General features: G+C 73.4%; 14 protein-coding genes, 1 tRNA gene and 1 riboswitch. Of the genes, 9 read left to right on the plus strand and 6 right to left on the minus strand.

Annotated features, from left to right (window positions below; genetic code table 11):
• Nucleotides 1–41: 41 nt before the first annotated feature.
• Nucleotides 42–1,493: an aspartate aminotransferase family protein gene (locus tag ACFXPK_RS15650; RefSeq protein ID WP_385075591.1), complete on the plus strand. Its 1,452-nt coding sequence runs from the start codon at nt 42–44 to the stop codon at nt 1,491–1,493.
• A 78-nt stretch (nt 1,494–1,571) separates the two neighbouring features.
• Nucleotides 1,572–1,787, plus strand: a complete 216-nt coding sequence (locus ACFXPK_RS15655; RefSeq protein ID WP_385001784.1) for a hypothetical protein — start codon at nt 1,572–1,574, stop codon at nt 1,785–1,787.
• Nucleotides 1,788–1,875: 88 nt separating this feature from the next.
• Here ACFXPK_RS15655 and ACFXPK_RS15660 read toward each other — a convergent pair whose 3' ends face one another.
• Nucleotides 1,876–2,517: an HAD family hydrolase gene (locus ACFXPK_RS15660; RefSeq protein ID WP_385001781.1), complete on the minus strand. Its 642-nt coding sequence runs from the start codon at nt 2,515–2,517 to the stop codon at nt 1,876–1,878.
• A 62-nt stretch (nt 2,518–2,579) separates the two neighbouring features.
• Between ACFXPK_RS15660 and ACFXPK_RS15665 the strand changes: the two genes are divergently transcribed.
• The 5 genes from ACFXPK_RS15665 (at nt 2,580) to ACFXPK_RS15685 (ending at nt 6,800) form a co-directional block, all read left to right on the plus strand.
• Nucleotides 2,580–2,774, plus strand: coding sequence for a hypothetical protein (locus tag ACFXPK_RS15665; RefSeq protein WP_385001778.1), 195 nt, complete (start codon nt 2,580–2,582; stop codon nt 2,772–2,774).
• 96 nt (nt 2,775–2,870) lie between these two features.
• Nucleotides 2,871–2,944: transfer RNA gene (locus tag ACFXPK_RS15670), tRNA-Met, on the plus strand.
• Nucleotides 2,945–3,059: 115 nt separating this feature from the next.
• Complete coding sequence (locus tag ACFXPK_RS15675; RefSeq protein WP_385075594.1) at nt 3,060–3,806, plus strand: MerR family transcriptional regulator; 747 nt, start codon at nt 3,060–3,062, stop codon at nt 3,804–3,806.
• Nucleotides 3,807–4,123: 317 nt separating this feature from the next.
• Nucleotides 4,124–5,287 (plus strand): PP2C family protein-serine/threonine phosphatase, encoded by a 1,164-nt coding sequence (locus tag ACFXPK_RS15680; RefSeq protein WP_385075615.1) that lies wholly within the window; start codon nt 4,124–4,126, stop codon nt 5,285–5,287.
• A 297-nt stretch (nt 5,288–5,584) separates the two neighbouring features.
• Nucleotides 5,585–5,739: riboswitch (cyclic di-AMP (ydaO/yuaA leader) on the plus strand.
• Between the two features lie 11 nt (nt 5,740–5,750).
• The gene (locus ACFXPK_RS15685) at nt 5,751–6,800 is read left to right on the plus strand and encodes a M23 family metallopeptidase (RefSeq protein ID WP_385075597.1); all 1,050 of its coding nucleotides are present in this window, start codon (nt 5,751–5,753) and stop codon (nt 6,798–6,800) included.
• A gap of 100 nt (nt 6,801–6,900) precedes the next feature.
• On the opposite strand, the gene ACFXPK_RS15690 is transcribed toward ACFXPK_RS15685, so the two are convergent.
• From ACFXPK_RS15690 to ACFXPK_RS15705, 4 genes are all read right to left on the minus strand, one after another.
• Nucleotides 6,901–8,244: a PrsW family intramembrane metalloprotease gene (locus tag ACFXPK_RS15690; protein WP_385005189.1), complete on the minus strand. Its 1,344-nt coding sequence runs from the start codon at nt 8,242–8,244 to the stop codon at nt 6,901–6,903.
• A 120-nt stretch (nt 8,245–8,364) separates the two neighbouring features.
• Nucleotides 8,365–9,162 (minus strand): tRNA (guanosine(46)-N7)-methyltransferase TrmB, encoded by a 798-nt coding sequence (gene trmB / locus ACFXPK_RS15695; protein ID WP_385075600.1) that lies wholly within the window; start codon nt 9,160–9,162, stop codon nt 8,365–8,367.
• Nucleotides 9,163–9,268: 106 nt separating this feature from the next.
• Nucleotides 9,269–10,486 (minus strand): L-2-hydroxyglutarate oxidase, encoded by a 1,218-nt coding sequence (gene lhgO / locus ACFXPK_RS15700; RefSeq protein ID WP_385075602.1) that lies wholly within the window; start codon nt 10,484–10,486, stop codon nt 9,269–9,271.
• A gap of 198 nt (nt 10,487–10,684) precedes the next feature.
• Nucleotides 10,685–12,187, minus strand: coding sequence for an MFS transporter (locus tag ACFXPK_RS15705; RefSeq protein WP_385075605.1), 1,503 nt, complete (start codon nt 12,185–12,187; stop codon nt 10,685–10,687).
• A gap of 686 nt (nt 12,188–12,873) precedes the next feature.
• Here ACFXPK_RS15705 and ACFXPK_RS15710 point away from each other — a divergent pair.
• Together ACFXPK_RS15710 and ACFXPK_RS15715 are read left to right on the plus strand one after the other, a co-directional pair.
• Nucleotides 12,874–14,985 (plus strand): asparagine synthase-related protein, encoded by a 2,112-nt coding sequence (locus tag ACFXPK_RS15710; RefSeq protein WP_385075607.1) that lies wholly within the window; start codon nt 12,874–12,876, stop codon nt 14,983–14,985.
• A gap of 45 nt (nt 14,986–15,030) precedes the next feature.
• Nucleotides 15,031–15,450, plus strand: coding sequence for a VOC family protein (locus ACFXPK_RS15715; RefSeq protein WP_385075610.1), 420 nt, complete (start codon nt 15,031–15,033; stop codon nt 15,448–15,450).
• A 247-nt stretch (nt 15,451–15,697) separates the two neighbouring features.
• Here ACFXPK_RS15715 and ACFXPK_RS15720 read toward each other — a convergent pair.
• On the minus strand, nt 15,698–16,588 hold an 891-nt coding region (locus ACFXPK_RS15720; RefSeq protein ID WP_385075612.1), incomplete at its 5' end, for an NPCBM/NEW2 domain-containing protein.

Below are 16,588 nucleotides of genomic sequence, written 5' to 3' on the forward strand. Positions count from 1 at the left end.
TCACCCACCTCTTTCGAACACATTCCCGGGCAGGAGCGATCATGACCTCGATGAATCCATCCGGCGTACCTGTTTCCGGCGTTCCCCGCGTTTCCGGTGAGCCCGGTGCTTTCGGTGTTCCCGGATTTCCGGGTGTTCCCGCCCTCGGCGGAACCGCGAACAGCAGCGCCCTGTTCGAGCGCGCCAAGAAATCCCTCGCCGGAGGAATCAGCTCCTCCTCCCGGCTCACCTCCACCGGGCCGCACCCGTATCCCCTCTACATCACCAGTGGATCCGGCGCCCGCATTCGCGACGCGGACGGAAACGAGTACGTCGACTACCTCGCCGCGTACGGCAGCGCCGTACTCGGCCACGCGCCCCCCGCGCTCACCGGCGCCCTCACCGCGGTCCTCGCCGGCGGGACCATGTTCGGCACCTGCAACGTGCCCGAGGTGGAACTCGCCGAACTCATCCGCGCGATGGTCCCCTGCGCCGACCTCGTCCGCTTCGCCAACTCCGGCTCGGAGGCCGTCCAGGGGGCGATACGGGCCGCCCGCGGCCACAGTGGGCTGTCCAAGGTCCTCAAGTTCGAGGGCCACTACCACGGTTGGACGGACACCCTCGCGATCTCCAACCGCCCCCCGGAGGCGGCGGCCGGGCCCTACGAGGCCCCGCACTCCGTGCCGCACTCCCCGGGCATCCCGGCCGGAGTCAGCGGCGATGTCGTCGTCTGCCCGTGGAACGACCCGGACGCCCTCGTCGCCGTACTCGACGCCCACCGCGGCGAACTCGCCGCCGTCATCTGCGAACCCGTCGTCGCCAACAACGCCTGCACGATGCCCGCCCCCGGCTATCTGCGCTTCCTGCGCGACGAGTGCACGGCGCGCGGCGTCCTCCTCGTCTTCGACGAGGTCTGTACGGGCTTCCGTACCGGACCCGGCGGCGCGCAGGCCCTGTACGACGTCGTGCCCGACCTGGCCGTCTACTCCAAGGCCCTCGGCGGCGGGCTGCCCATCGCCGCCTTCGCGGGCCGCCGCGAGGTGATGGCGGCGCTCGCCAACGGCCGGGTCAAGCACGGCGGTACGTACAACGCCTCACCGCTCTGCGCGACGGCCGCCCTCGTCACGCTCACCGCGCTCGCCGACCCCGCCGTCGTCAAGAAGATCGACGACACCGGACAGCGGATCATGGAGACCATCCGCAGGGCCGCCGCCGACCACCGCGTGGAGTGCGCGGTGCAGGGCGTCGGCGCGATGTTCCAGGTCGTGTTCTCGCCGGGCGGCGCCCCCACCCGCAACTACCGCGACACCCTCCACCTGGACCAGCGGCGGTACGACGTCTTCCGCCACGAGCTGCTGCGCCGCGGCATCCACACCAACGCGCACGGACTGGCCTGCTGGTTCGTGTCGGCCGCGGTGACGGAGGACGACACGGACCGGACCTGTGCGGCGATCGACGAGGTCTTCGCCGTCCTGGGGGGAGGGGGAACACCGGGTACGGAGGGGCGGATGTGACGCACGCTACAGCCCGGTGCGGAAGACGGCGCCGCCGAGATGCTGCGGACGGGGCGGGATCGTCGCACTCTTGGCCGTATGAGTGATGCACCGATCGTCGTCCACCGGGCGTCCGGGACCGGCGGGCGGCGGGTCACGGTCCGCGGGCGGATCATGGGACTCGCCCATTCCGACGACCACCTGGTCGAATTCCTGCGGCTGGCCGGGCTGCCCGACGCCTGGGAACTGCTCGACGACCCCACCTGGGTGGAGTGGCAGGGCGGCCCCGCGCACGAGTACAGCGTGGTGGTGTGAGGGCCCCCGGCCGTCCCGCCGTCCCGCTGTCCTGCCGCTCCGCCGTCCCGCCCGGCCTCCCTCGGCCCCCGCGGGGCCCCGGCGCCGGTCAGTCCGCCATGATCGCGGCGAGCTGCGTCAGGCTGTCGATGCGCCAGTCCGCCGCCTTGACCACGGCCGGGTCGTCGGCCCACAGATACCCCCACGGACCGCGCCGCAGATGCGCCGTGCGCAGGCCCGCCTCCTTCGCGGGGAACAGGTCGTACGCCGGGTGGTCGCCCACGTACACCGTCCGGTCGGGCGGCGCCTGCGCCACGTCGGCCACCCGCGCGAAGAACTCCGGGGACGGCTTCGCGACGCCCCACTCGTCCGAGGTGGCGACGAGATCGGCCGGCAGGTCCAGTCCGCGCAGCAGCTCACCCGCCCGTACGGTCTGGTTGCCCGCCAGGACGACCCGGGCGCCGAGCTTCCGCAGGCCCGCGAGGGCCGGCCGGACATCGGGGTAGAGGTCGGACTCGTCGAGATGCTGGCCGCGCCCCGAGGCCTCCCTGGCCCGGTACGCCTCGGCGACGTCCATGCCGGGCCGGATGAGGCGCAGGGCGTCCGTCTCGTCCCTGTCCTGGACGGTGGCGGCGCCGACCAGCGCGGAGACGGTATGGCGCGGAATGCCGAGCCAGTCGGCCCAGGAGGCCCAGTGGCGGTCGTCGCGCACCAGGGTCTCGCCCACGTCGAACACGATGGTTTCGATCATCGGCCCCAGCGTAGAGGGATACGCTCCGCCGATTGTCAGTGGCTGGCCGTAGCCTTGCTCCTATGTTCGCTTCTTCTTCTCACCCGAAGTCCGCGTCCCCGTCCCCCGTCAGATCCGCCGCGGTGGTGAACGCGGAGATCCGCGCGCTGTGGGCGCGCGCGGGCAGCGCGCTGTCCTCGGCCGAGCAGGAGCGCTACCAGCGGCTGCTGGTGGAGTGGGCCGCGGCCGTACGGGCGGACGTGGTCGAGGCCGCGTAGCGCGGCGCCTTTCCCGGCGGTCCCACGGGAAAAGGGCGGCTCCACGGGAAAGTGGTCATGACCGTGCTCCGGATGGCGTAGAGTTGCATTCAACGGCGCGGGGTGGAGCAGCTCGGTAGCTCGCTGGGCTCATAACCCAGAGGTCGCAGGTTCAAATCCTGTCCCCGCTACTGGAAGAAAACGAAGGCCCGGATTCCTGGTGAATCCGGGCCTTCGTCGTGCCCGGAGCCATGGGGGAGACCGGGGCTTGACCTTTACGTAACGTCAACTTCTACCGTGAACGTCATGGAGTGGTCGATCCAGGACATCGCGAAGAAGGCCGGCACGACGAGCCGTACCCTCCGGCACTACGGCGAGCTGGGACTGCTGGAGCCCAGCAGGACCGGCGCCAACGGGTACCGGTACTACGGCCAGGAGGCCCTGGTCCGGCTCCAGCGGATCCTGCTGCTGCGGGAGCTGGGGCTCGGGCTGCCGGAGATCGCCCGGATACTCGACGGCCGGCAGGACACGGCCGCCGCCCTGCGCGGCCATCTGGACCTGCTGGAACAGGAACGCGAGCGCATCGGACGGCTGATCACGTCGGTGCGGACCACTCTCCACAAGACCGGGAACGGAGAGGAACTCATGGCGGAAGAAGTGCTGGACGGCTTCGCGCACACGCGCTACGAGCGGGAGGTCACCGAGAGGTGGGGCCGTCCCGCCTACGAGAGGAGCGACCGCTGGTGGCGCTCGCTGAGCGGGGAGGAGCGCCGGGCGTTCGGGGCGCGGCACGAGGCGATCGCCCGTGACTGGGGGCGTACCGCGGCGGCCGGTCACGGCGCCGCGAGCGAGGAGGCGCAGGCGGTCGCCCGGCGTCACTGCGACTGGCTGTCGGTGACCGTGGAGCCCACCAGGTCCTATGTCATCGGCGTGACGGCCATGTACGTCGATGATCGACGTTTCACCGCGGCGTATGACCAGTACGGTGAAGGTACGGCTGTGCTCGTGCGGGACGCCATGAAGGTGTACGCCGAGCGCCACCTGACCGACTGAGCTTCTGTACAACGGTGCTCCGTGGTCCCAGTACCGGTCCCCTACCGGTCTTTCGTAGCCCAGTCGGCCGAGGGCGGGTCGCTGCCCGGCGCGGCAGCGACCAGCCTGGGTGGAGCGCGGTACCGTCCGCAGCCGTCGGCGGACCGGGCAGGAGACGACTGGTGGGGAAGCTCAGGAAGATCGGAGAGCGCCTCGGCGGCAGGAGCAGGCGGGACGCCGACGGAGCGGGTGTCCTCGGTGCCGACGGCGCCGGCTTCTGGGCGACCACGGGCAACGGGCGCGACCACCGGCGCGACCCCGCCCGCAACCTCGCCCAGGTGGGCGAGGCGGCGCCGTACGGGCCGCACGGACCGTACGGGTACGCGGCGCGGCGTCTCGCCGGGCGCCGGCTGGTCCGGTTCCTGCCCGCGCTGGTGATCATCGGCGGGGTGGTCCTGGATCTGGCGACCCCGGCGCGGGTGACCGGGGCGCCGCTCTTCGCCGCCGCCCCGCTGATCGCGGCGCCGTTCTACCCGATGCTCGGCACCCTGACGGTGGCCGTGGTCTCCCTCGTGGCCGAGGCGGTGCTGCGGGTCCACACGGACACGCTCTTCTCGGTGGTGTCGTACAGCGAACTGCTGACGGTGCTGCTCGTCTCCGCCCTCGCGCTCTACATCAACGGGGTCGTCAGACGCAGCGGCGAACGGCTGGCGTCCGCCCGCATCATCGCGGAGACCGCCCAGCGCGCCGTGCTGCCCAGACCGGCGGAGCGGATCGGCGGGCTGCGGATCGCGGCGCGGTACGAGGCGGCGCAGGAGGGCGCGTTCATCGGGGGGGACCTGTTCGCCGTGCAGGACACGCCGTACGGGGTACGGCTGGTGGTCGGCGACGTACGGGGGAAGGGGCTGGAGGCGGTCGAGGCGGTCGCCGTGATCATCGGGTCGTTCCGGGAGGCGGCGGAGCAGGAGAGCTCGCTGGAGGGTGTCGCGGAGCGGCTGGAGCGCTCGCTGCTGCGGGAGGGGACGCGGCGGGACGGGCTGGATGTCTTCGAGGGGTTCACCACGGCCGTACTGGCGGAGATCCCGCACGGCGAGGACGTCGTACGGCTCGTCAACCGGGGCCATCCCGAGCCGCTGCTGATGTGCCACGACGGGGCGGTCCGGATGCTGGCGACGCGCGATCCGGCGCTGCCGCTGGGCATGAGCGAGCTGGGCGCGTGGCCGGACCGGGCGGAGCAGTCCGTGTACCCGGACGGCGCGACGCTGCTCTTCTACACGGACGGGCTCACCGAGGCGCGCGACGCCCGGGGGGTCTTCTACGTACCGCGTGAACGGCTCGACGGGCGGATCTTCCAGGGGCCCGACGAGATGCTCCAGGCGCTGATCGACGACGTACGGCTGCACACGGGCGGCGGCAGTCAGGACGACATGGCGCTGCTGGCGGTGAGCCGGCCCGCGGAGGGGGAGCCGGAGCGGCGCAGGACGATGCGGATCGTGCCCTGAGGGCAGCCGGTGATCGCGCCCCGACGGGAGCCGGGGGCGGTACGGCTCCGGCCGTCCGGTCGCGGAGGGTGATCGGTACGTACCCCTCCGCATAACATATGACATACCGTCAGGTATGTGGAGTGGATCGATCTGCTCAGGTTGTCGATCAACTCGCCCTGATGTGGACTCTTGTGTCCCGGTACATCCGATGCGAAGTCGTTAACGATCACCGGGAACAGCTTGGAATAAAGCCCTGGTCTCTATTAACGTTCGATAACGCAGCGCGGTCGTCCCAGCCGTCGTCAGAGATGGCACCGTGCGCGTGCGCCGAATCCCGCGAGGGAACCGGGGAACCACCAATTGGGGTGAATCGGGAGCTACTTGCCGTCCTGGACGGCAGGGGGCCTCCGTAGGAGACCTTCCTGCTCCGAACCCGTCAGCTAACCCGGTAGGCGAGAAGGAAGGAAAGGAGCACGCCTCAGTGGCGTCCAACCAGCCTGCCCCCACGGCCACGGCGACCTTCGCACCCCACTCCTTCGGCAGCGGCGGTGAGAACGAGGCGCCCGGCACCTGGGGGGAGTGGAACCCCACCGAGGAGTCCGTCCGCCCCGTACGCGGCAAGCACCGCGTCGCCAAGCAGCGCAACGGACTCGCCCGCAGCTCCACCGTCCTCGGCGTCGGTGTCATCGCCGCCGTCGGCGCGGGCGGCATCGCCACCGCCCAGGACAAGCCCGCGGTCTCCATATCTCTGCCCGATGCCATCGCGGACAATCTTCCCGACGCCAAATCCCTGCCGGGGATGGGCTATCTCGGCTCGGACGACTCCGACTCCGAGGTGCTGGCCGGCGCGCCGCTGACGACCGCCGGGCTGACGGCCTCGGACACCGAGCAGGGCGCCACCGACGCCGGCGAGGCGCTGCGCGCCCGCATCCTCCAGCAGGCCGAGCGGCAGCAGACCGAGGCCGACGCCACGCAGAAGGCGGCGGCGCAGGACGCGGCGGCCGAGAAGGCCGCGGCCCAGGCCAAGGCGCGCCAGACCGACGCCGAGAAGAAGATCGAGGCGGCCAAGAAGAAGGCCGAGGCGGAGGCCAAGGCCAAGGCCGAGAAGGAGCGCCTCGCCAAGCTGGCGGCCAGCTACTCGCTCCCCACCTCCTCGTACACCCTCACCTCCTCCTTCGGCCAGTCCGGCTCCCTCTGGTCCTCCGGCTACCACACCGGCCTGGACTTCGCGGCGCCGACCGGCACCCCGATCAAGGCCGTGCACAGCGGCACCGTCAAGTCGGCCGGCTGGTCGGGCTCGTACGGCTACCGCACGGTCCTGGAGCTGGATGACGGCACGGAGATCTGGTACGCGCACCAGTCCTCCCTCTCCGTCAGCGCCGGGCAGAAGGTCTCCACCGGTGAGGTCATCGGCCGCGTCGGCGCGACCGGCAACGTGACCGGGCCGCACCTCCACCTGGAGGTCCACACGGCGGGCGGCACGGGCATCGACCCGATGGCCTGGCTGAACGGCAAGGGCATCAACCCCTGAGACGCGCCCCCGCCCTCGCGGGGGACTCCTCCGGCGAGGGGCTCCTCCGCAAGGGACTCCTCCGAGAGGGACCCCTCCGCGAGGGACCCTCCGCGGAGGATCAGTACTGCCGGTACGGGTTGTAGCCGTCGTAGTCGATGTACGGCGGCGGCACCCGCACCCGGCCCGTGGCCCGCGCCGCGTATGTCAGCGCGGGCCCGGCTATCTCCTTGCGTTCCCACAGGTGGTGCAGCAGCTCCTGCTCGCGCTCCACGAAGTCCGGGCCGACCCGGTCCCGCCCGGCCCGGTGGCGCAGGAACGCCAGGGACGTCGCGAACGCCTCGTACTCCCCGACCGCCCGCGCCGCCGCGCGGCCGTGGCCGCGGTTCGCGAACCCCCGCGCCATCGCCCGCGCCCGCATCGAGGAGAGCGCCAGAGGCGCGGCCGGGGGCAGCCACCCCGCCGCGGCGTACGCGGGCAGCTCGGCGGCGAGCGTCCGCAGCTCGCGCTGGCGGCTCCAGATCACCAGCCAGGTCAGCAGCCCGAAGACCGGCACCATGAACGCCCCGTACACGGCGTAGAAGCCGAAGGGCCCGAAGAGCGACGCCGAGGCGTTCCACAGCGCGTGCATGCCCATCGCGAGGACCAGCCCGAGCAGCGGCAGCACCACCCGGCGCACCTTCTGGTGCCGGGCCGCCACGGCCGCCAGACCGAAGCCGATGCCCGTCGCCGCCGTGAAGAGCGGGTGCGCGAACGGCGACATCACGACACGGACGAAGAAGGTCGCCGCCGTGACCGAATTCAGCCCGGAGTGCCCCTGCGTCTGGTCCTCGCCGAAGGCGTTGCCCAGATAGAGGATGTTCTCCGTGAAGGCGAAGCCCGTGGCGCTGAACCCCGCGATCACCACGCCGTCCACCAGTCCCGTGAAGCTCCGGCGGCGGAAGAGGAAGATCAGCAGGATCGCCGTGGCCTTGGCGCTCTCCTCGACGACCGGCGCTATCACCGTGGCGCCCAGGGACTCGGCGCCGGCCGGGTCGGCGGTGGCGGTGGCGATCCACTCCGTCGCGAAGGAGTTGGCGATGATCGCGACGAGCGCCGCGGCGAAGGCGCCCCAGGCGAACGCGAACAGCAGATTCGTCCACGGTCCCGGCTCCACCCGGTCCAGCCAGCGGAAGGCGGCGGCCAGCAGCGGTACGGGCAGCACGGCGAGCCCCAGCCCCACCAGGAAGCCCTGGGGCCCGGTCTGTTCCCGGACGAGCGCGAGGATCACCAGCGCGCAGAGCGCCAGCACCGTGATCAACGCCCCGGCCCTGACCCCCCTGTTGCGCCAGAGCGCGCGCGTCGGCCGGTAGCGCCTGCGGGCGGGCGGGGGCACGGCGCTCCACAGATCGCCGCGCAGCTCCTGCTGCTCGTAGACGGGGATGGCCGGGTGCGGGTCGAGGCGGTGCGGGGACGGTTCTGACACCTGATGACCCTAACGAGGGACACTGACACCTGGCGATCACCCCGGGTGATCCCGGGGCCCGGCATCCGGTCCGGAACCCTCCCGGCAGGGGCCCTACGGGCCTTTTGGGTCTTACGGGTCTTACGGCGCCCGGCGGAACAGCAGGTCGTGCACCACATGCCCCTTGTCGAGCCCCTGGCCCTCGAACCGGGTCAGCGGGCGGAACGCGGGCCGCGGCGCGTAGCCGCCGTCCGGCGCCGTGTTCCCGAACCGCGGATGGGCCGTCAGCTCGGCGAGCATCTGCTCGGCGTACGGCTCCCAGTCGGTCGCGCAGTGCAGTACGGCCCCGGGCTTCAGCCGGTCCGCGGCCAGGTCCAGGAACTCCGGCTGGATCAGCCGGCGCTTGTGGTGGCGCTTCTTGGGCCAGGGGTCGGGGAAGTAGACCCGTACCCCGTCGAGCGAGGCGGCCGGCAGCATCTCCCGGAGCAGGATGATCGCGTCGCCGTTGGCCACCCGTATGTTGGACAGCCCGTTCTCCTCGGCGAGCCGGAGCAGATTGCCCTGGCCCGGGGTGTGCACGTCGACGGCGAGGATGCCGGTGCCGGGGTCGTCGGCGGCCATCCGCGCGGTCGCCTCGCCCATTCCGAAGCCGATCTCCAGGACGACCGGCAGCCCGTCGAAGAGCGCGGCCGGGTCGAGCACCCGCTGTCCGTCGATGTCCAGGCCCCAGGCCGGCCACAGCCGCCGCAGCGCCTCGGCCTGCCCGGTGGTCACCCGGCTGCGGCGCGGCTGGAAGCTGCGGATCCGCCGCTCGAAGTGCGACCCGGCGGGGTCGGCCGCGGGGCCCGTGCCCTCGGGGAACATCCGGCTCGCGGGACGGCTCGCGGGACGGTCCGCGGGACTGCTCGCGCTGCGGCTCGCTGTGGGGTTCTCGGTCATCTCGGCAATCCGGGCTGGTGGGAGCGGCTGGTGGTACGGGTGGGGGCGGCCGGGACCCGGTCGCGATGCCCCAATTCTACGGACCCCGGCGGACCGCCCCGGGGCCCTACTCCTGCGCCAGCGCCGCGAGCGCCCGGCGGGCCACCTCCCGGCCGATGGGCAGCGACGCGGTCGCCGCCGGTGACGGCGCGTTCAGGACATGGACCGTGCGGCCCGCCCGCCGGATCAGGAAGTCGTCCGCCAGGGTGCCGTCCCGCAGGACCGCCTGGGCCCGCACCCCCGCCGCCGCCGGGCGCAGATCGGCGTCCCGCACCGCGGGGAGCAGCCGCCGTACGGCCGCCGCGAAGGCCCGCTTCGACAGCGAGCGGCGCAGCTCGCCCGCGCCGTACCGCCAGTGCCGGCGCGCGATGCGCCACGACCCCGGCCAGGCCAGCGTCGTGGCCAGCTCCGCCGGGCGCACGGCGGCCCAGGTGTAGCCCTCCCGGGCCAGCGCGGGGACCGCGTTCGGGCCGACGTGGACGCTGCCGTCGACGGACCGGGTCAGATGCACCCCGAGGAACGGGAACGCCGGATCCGGCACCGGATAGACCAGCCCCCGGACCAGCTCCGGCCTGGCCAGCTCGTAGTACTCGCCCCGGAACGGCACGATCCGCATCCCCGGCTCGTCGCCCGCCAGCCGGGCCACCCGGTCGCACTGCAACCCCGCGCAGTTGACCAGGGCGCGCGCCCTGACCACCGCCCCGGACGCGGTGCGGACCGCGACGCCCCAGGGGCGCCGGTCGACGGCGGTGACCTCAGAGCCGTACCGTACGGACGCGCCCGCGGCCTCCGCCGACGCGGCGAGCTGCCGGGCGACCGCCGCGAAGTCGCAGACGCCCGTCGTGCCGACCTGGATCGCCGCGACGCCGCGTACCTGCGGCTCGTACTCCATGATCTGCGCCGGACCCAGCTCCCGTACCGGCAGGCCGTTCTCCCGGCCGCGCTGCACCAGGGCGTGCAGCCGGGGCAGCTCCTCGCGGCGGGTGGCGACGATCAGCTTGCCCGTGACCCGGTGCGCGATGCCGTACTCCGCGCAGAACTTGACCATCTCGGCGGAGCCGCGCACCGCGTACCGCGCCTTGAGCGACCCCGGGCGGTAGTAGACCCCGCTGTGGATCACCCCGCTGTTGTGGCCCGTCTGGTGGCGCGCCGGTCCCGGCTCCTTCTCCAGCACGACGACACGCGTGCCGGGGGCCGCGCGCGTGATCGCGTACGCCGTCGACAGACCGACGATCCCGCCGCCGATCACCAGTACCTCGCAGTCGAACCCCACGCGTGTGCCCATCGCGCGCGTCACCTCCCACCCCGATAGTGCACTGGCCCGGGGACGGCGTGCTCAAACCCGCGCGCGGGCACCAACGCGACCGGGGGCCTTTCCGACCCCGCCGGCGGACCTCCTCGTACCGCCGGTGGGACCTGGACGAGTCATTCCGAAGTCCCGTCCGCGGGGAGGGGCGGACGACGCCACTTCGGAACGGCTCGTCTACGCGGGCGCCACCAGCAGCGGCCTGGCCCGCTCCCGCAGCTCGACCACCCGGGGCTCGTCGCCGTACGGCTCCAGCCGGTGCAGCAGATCCCGTACGTACTCGGTCGTACGGGCCGACGAGATCCGCCCCGCGACCTCCACCGCCCGCGTACCGGCCGCGCAGGCCGCGTCCAGATTGCCCGACTCCAGCTCGGCCACCGCGCTCACCACCAGCCGCAGGCCGTGCGAGCGTACGAACTCCTCCGTCGGCCGGGAGAGCGCCTGCTCCGTGAACTGCCGTACCTGGCGCGGCGCCTTCAGATCGCGGTAGCACTCGGCGGCGTCGGCCGCGAACCGGTCGTACGAGTAGAAACTCAGCCACCCCGGATCCGCGTCACCGTCCCGGGAGCGCTCCAGCCACCCCTCCGCGGCCTTCAGCGACGCCCCGGCCGCGACCGCGTCGCCCGCCTTCGCGTGCGCCCGCGCCTCCACCAGCCGGAAGAAGCTCATCGTGCGCGCCGTGGCCAGCCCCCGGTTGCGCTCCAGCGCCGCCTGCGCCAGGTCGACGCCCTCGTCGGCGAAGCCCCGGTACGTCGCCTGGAGCGACATCGACGCCAGCACGTACCCGCCCAGCGGCACGTCGGCCGCCGCCCGCGCCAGCCTCAGCGCCTGGATGTAGTAGCGCTGCGCCGCCTCCTGCTGACCGGTGTCGAAGGCCATCCACCCGGCCAGCCTGGTCAGTTCGGCCGTGGCGCCGAAGAGCCCCCGGCCGACCTCGTCGCTGTACGCCCCGAGGAGCAGCGGCGCCGCGTCGACCCGCAGACACTCCGGGACCATGGACGAACGCCAGTCCCCGCCCCCGTACTTGGAGTCCCAGCGGCGGGCGTCGGACGCCGCCTCGCGCAGCTTGGCGACATCGCTGTGGCCCACGCGCAGCGGGGACAGCTCGCCGGGCGCCCCGGCCTGCGCGGTCGCGTCGGAGGCTCCCTGCGCTGCGGGTCCGCCCCCGCCGTGCGCTCCCTGCGCCGCCTCCGCGACCGCCGGATCACGGGCGACCGAGGAGTCGGCGGGTGTTATCAGCCACCGGGACGCGGGCGTCGCGTAAGCGCTCACTGCGAAAGATCCGGCCAGCGACTGCCAGATGCCCCCGCTCCCCGCCCGCCGGCCCGCGAGGTCCAGCCGGTACAGCTCCGTCGCCGTGCGCACCGCCTCCCCGACGTCGCGCGGGAAGGCGAGCCCGACCTCGGGGGCCGGGTCCGCGTCCGCGAGCCCTATCTCGTGGAGCGGGACAGGACGTCCTAGTTTCGCCCCGATGGCTGCCGCGATGAGATGGGGCGCCGCACCCTGCGGAACCATCCCCTTGGAGACCCATCGCGCCACGGAGGTCTTGTCGTAGCGAAGTGTCAGACCGCGCTGCGCCCCGAGGTCGTTGACCCGCCGGGCGAGGCCGGCGTTGCTGATTCCCGCGAGGGCGAGAACGGTGCCGAGCTTCTCGTTCGGCCCGCGTAGCTCCCTGGACATGCGTCACCCCTCGACACACAGACGGCCGCCGCTTTGCGGCATAGGCGCGCGGCATTCGTAAACCCAGCGTAGTTCGCCACATCCCGACCGTTAAGGGGCGGACTTCCGGATGGCGGGATTGTTGTCCGTCGGGGAGGCCGCGGAAGGGCCCCCGGAGGGACGCCGCGTGCTCCGGGTGTGTAGCGTGCGCCCGGCCGTGCGCTCTTGGCCGCGCGGGACCGGGAACGCTTCCATGAGACCTGCGTGGGTCGGCCCACTGCGTACTGGAACGAGTGGGCTGGGGGATACCGCCGCCCCAATCCCCGCGGGCGGTGGACCGGTCCGGGAGGCTAATCCCGCCTCCCGGACCGAACGTTCGCCGGCGCCGGAGCCCTTACGGGGTCCGTCCGGCGCGCCGCGCCGCGTTCGGAGATTGGCTGAATGCTGCCCATCGGTTGTCGGTCGGGAGAGCGCCGTTTCTCCGCCACATGGCCAATGCCAGGGGCGCATTCCCCTTCGCGCGCACGCTTCCGTAGGCCCTCCCGTGCGCTGTTGTCATGGCAGCATGGTCCTGAACGGCTTCGGTTCGAGCTTCTCAGCTTGAGCTTCGACGCGGGATCATGGAACCGGGACCGCACGATCCAGGTTCCAGGGGGCCCCGGTCCGGGCCCGATTGATCCACAGGCTGTGGAAGCGTGGAGGCGGCGATGCGGTGGTTGGTGGGATGGAGCAGTATCGCCGCCCGCTTCGGCACGGCCGGGGCGGTCGGCCCCGTCGGCGACTCCGAGAGCGGCAGCGTCCACCCGGTCGGCTCCCAACTCCTGTGGGGTGACCCGGATCCGCTGTGGGCCGTCGGCGACTGGCGCCCCGACGAGGTGAGAGTCGTCACCGTCGACCCCTTCACCCGGCTCGCCGTGCTCGGCTGCTGCGGGGCCACCGACGAGGAGCTGCGCGTCGGCCTGTTCGCCGCGCGCGGCGGCGCGCTGCGCCATCTCACCGCCTGGTCCGGGAGTTACACCGCCGTCGCCCAGATCGGCCGCCGCGTCACCATCGCCGGCGATCTGGCCGGGGCGCGCCCCGTCTTCTACACCCCCTGGGCGAGCGGCACCGCGTACGCCACCGCCGCCCTGCCGCTCGCCGACCTCATCGAGGCACAGCTCGACATCGGCCACCTCGCCGCGCTCCTCGCCTGCCCCGAGACCCCGGAGGCGCTGCGCGACTCCACCCCGTACGAGGGCGTCAAGCGCATCCCGCCGGGGCACGCGCTCGTCCTGCGCGAGGGGTCGCGCGAGATCACCGGGTACGAACCGGTCGCCTCGCTCGCCGTCGCGGGCCCCCAGCGCGACCCGGACCTGGCCGTCGAAGGCGTACGGGACGCCCTCGTCGACTCCGTACGCGCCCGGCTCCTGGCGCCGCGCCACGCCCCCGAGACCCTGCCGCAGGACCCCGGGCCCGTCCCCGGCATGGGCCCCGCCGACCGGCGCGCCGCGCGCGGGGGCGCCGGACCCGTCCCCGGTATCGGCGCCGACCTCTCCGGCGGCAGCGCCTCCGGCACCCTCGCGCTGCTCGCCGCCGGGCTGCCCGGCGCGCCCGGCACGATCCTCGGGCACGGCACCGGCGCGGGGGAGCGGCTGCTCGCCGTCACCTTCAACGACCTCTCCACGGCGGGCCGGGACGAGGCCGAGCTGGAGCGGGCCAGGGCCATCGCCGCCAACCCCCGGCTGCACCACGTGGTCGTCGCGGCGGGCGAGGAGGCCCTGCCGTACGCGGAGCTGGAAGGCCCGCTCACCGACGAGCCCGGCCCCTCCCTGGTCACGGCCGAACGCCACCGGCGGCGCCTCGCGGCGGGCAGCGCCGACCACTTCACCGGGGCGGGCGCCCGCGAGGTCCTCGACGCGCACCCGGCGCGCCTGGCCGATCTGCTCCTGGACCGGCGCAGACGCCACCTCCTGCATCCGGTCACCGCACTGGCCAGAGCCGAGGGCCCGTCGCCCGCCTCGCTGTTCGTCCCGGTGACCGTCTACCGGGCGGCGCGCAGACTGGCCCGTACGCCGTACCGCACCGGCCTCGAAGAGGCCGCCGCCCGGCTCCCCGAGGCCAACCGGGCCCTGCTGTCGGCCGCGTCGAACGGCCCGCTGGGCGCGTCGCTGGCCGCGCTCACCTGGTCACGGCCGGGGCCCGCCGCCCGCTGGCTGACGGGGGAGGCACTGGCCGAAGTATCGGTTCGCCTGCTCTCCGGCGCGACCCGCCCCACCTCCGTCCAGCGCCCCGGCGAGGCCCGCGCCCGCGCCGCCCTCGCCCGCTTCGCCGCCGACCACCGGGTCTTCGAGCAGGCGGGCGAGATCCGCAGCCAGCGGCTGCACGCACCCTTCCTCGACAACCAGGTCGTACGGGCCTGCCGCGAACTCCCCGAAGCGCTACGGGTCCAGCCGGGCGCCCGCGCCGAGATCCTCCGCACGGTCCTGGCCGGTACGGGCATCCACGACCTCCCCCCGGGCTGGGGCGCCACCTCCCGCGCGGGTTCGGCGGCGGCCACCCGGGTCGGGCTGCGCGCCTCCATCGGCGACCTGATCTCCCTCTTCGACGCCCCGCTCCTCGCCGACGCGGGCCGGGTCGAGGCCCGCGTCGTCCGCAAGGCCCTGCGCGCGGCGGCCGAGGGCGAACCGGTCCCGCTGGACGGCATAGCGGACCTGGTCTCCACCGAACTCTGGCTGCGCCGGCTCCTCTCCCGCCGCGGCACCTGCTGGACGGGAACGGCGGCCCCGCGCCAGCGCGCGGTCGCGGGCGGCGTGGTCCCGAGGCCGACGCTGCGGTCGTGACGGCCTCATAGACTGAGCCCCGCGTCCGCACTCTCCGGGGGAGACATGGCCAGCAGGTTCACCGAGTTGGTCGTCGACTGCCACGATCCGGAGCGGCTCGCGGCCTTCTGGTGCGCGGTCCTGGACTTCACGGTGATCGACCGGAGCGAGGGCAAGGTCGAGATCGGCTCCTGGGAGCCGACCGCCGAGGAGGTCCGGGCCCGTCAGATGCCGCCCACCCTGATGTTCATCCGGGTGTCCGAGGTCAAGGCCGTGAAGAACCGCCTCCACCTCGACGTCAGCCCGATCGACCGCAGCACCGACGACGAGGTGGCCAGACTGCTCGGCCTCGGCGCCACCACGGCCGACGTGGGCCAGGGGCCGGGCCGGAGCTGGGTGGTCATGGCCGATCCCGAGGGCAACGAGTTCGACGTCGTGCGCACCCTGGCCCCCTCCGACGACAGCACCGGTCCCGAGGCGCGGTGACCGCGGGCGGGCGGTGAGCCCGGAGAACGGCGTCCGGCCGCCCTTCGGCGGCCGGCAGGAGGCCGCGACGTGATGCGGGGACAAGCGAGACACCTGCTCCCACTCATGGAGGAGCTCATGGAGGAGCCCGCACATCCGCTGCCGGCGCCCCGTCGCCGGTACGGACGACGCCGTCACCGTGGCCCGGGAACACCAGCCGGACCCGGAGGGCGTCATCGGGTTCGCCGGGCGTTCCTCACCCCCGGGCTCAGCGACAACTGATCCGGGACCGCGCCCAGTCCGCCAGGGCGACGGCGCCGAAGGGTGTGTGCGGTTCCACGACCAGGCGGATGGTGCGCTGTCCGGAGATGCCCACCTGTACGGGGACGGCCGCGTCGCCGCCGTTCAGCACGGGCGAGCGCCACAGACGCGCGCCGTCGCCGTACAGGGAGAAGCGCACGGAGCCCCGGCCGAGCGTCATGTCGTCCACGCCGACCAGCGCCGCGTACGTGGAACAGCTCCGGTTGAGGTCGATGGTCACCGAGGACGCGGCGTGCATGGTGACGCCATGGCCGTAGCGCGTGCCGCCGATGGACACGCTCGACCGCTGCCAGAGCCAGCCGCTCTGCGCGAGCCGCACCTCGGGCTCGTCGCCGTCGCCGAGGACGCTGTACGACAACTCGTTCACCTGGTAGTCGGCGGGCGCGGGCGGCGGTGGGCTCGGCGTCGGCGTCGGCGTCGGCGTCGGCCGGGGCCTCGGCTTCGGCGGGGGAGGTGTGGGCGTGGGGGTCGGGGCGGGTGCAGGGGCGGTACGGCTCGGGCTCGGCGCGGGCTTCGTGGGCGCCGGGGTGGTCTTCCTCGGCGTCGGTGCCGGAGTCGTGGGCGGCGCCGGGGCCGGGGCGGAGGAGGCCGGGGGCGGCTCCGGGGGTGCGGACGGCGCGGGCGGCGCGGACGAGGGGACCGGCACCTGCGGTACGAGCGGCTGCGCGACCGGCGGTTTCTCCCGGGGCTTGGCGTCGGGCTGGGGGCTGTTGCCCGTCAGCGCGTACACCAGGCCGGCGGTGGCGACCACCAGCAGCCCGGCGATACCCGCCTTCGCCGGGGCGCCCAGCCCCTCGGACGCGGCGCCCGCACCGCCGGCCCCCGCGCCCGCCGATCC

This window comes from Streptomyces sp. NPDC059142 (genome assembly GCF_042755665.1).
Lineage (GTDB): Bacteria > Actinomycetota > Actinomycetes > Streptomycetales > Streptomycetaceae > Streptomyces.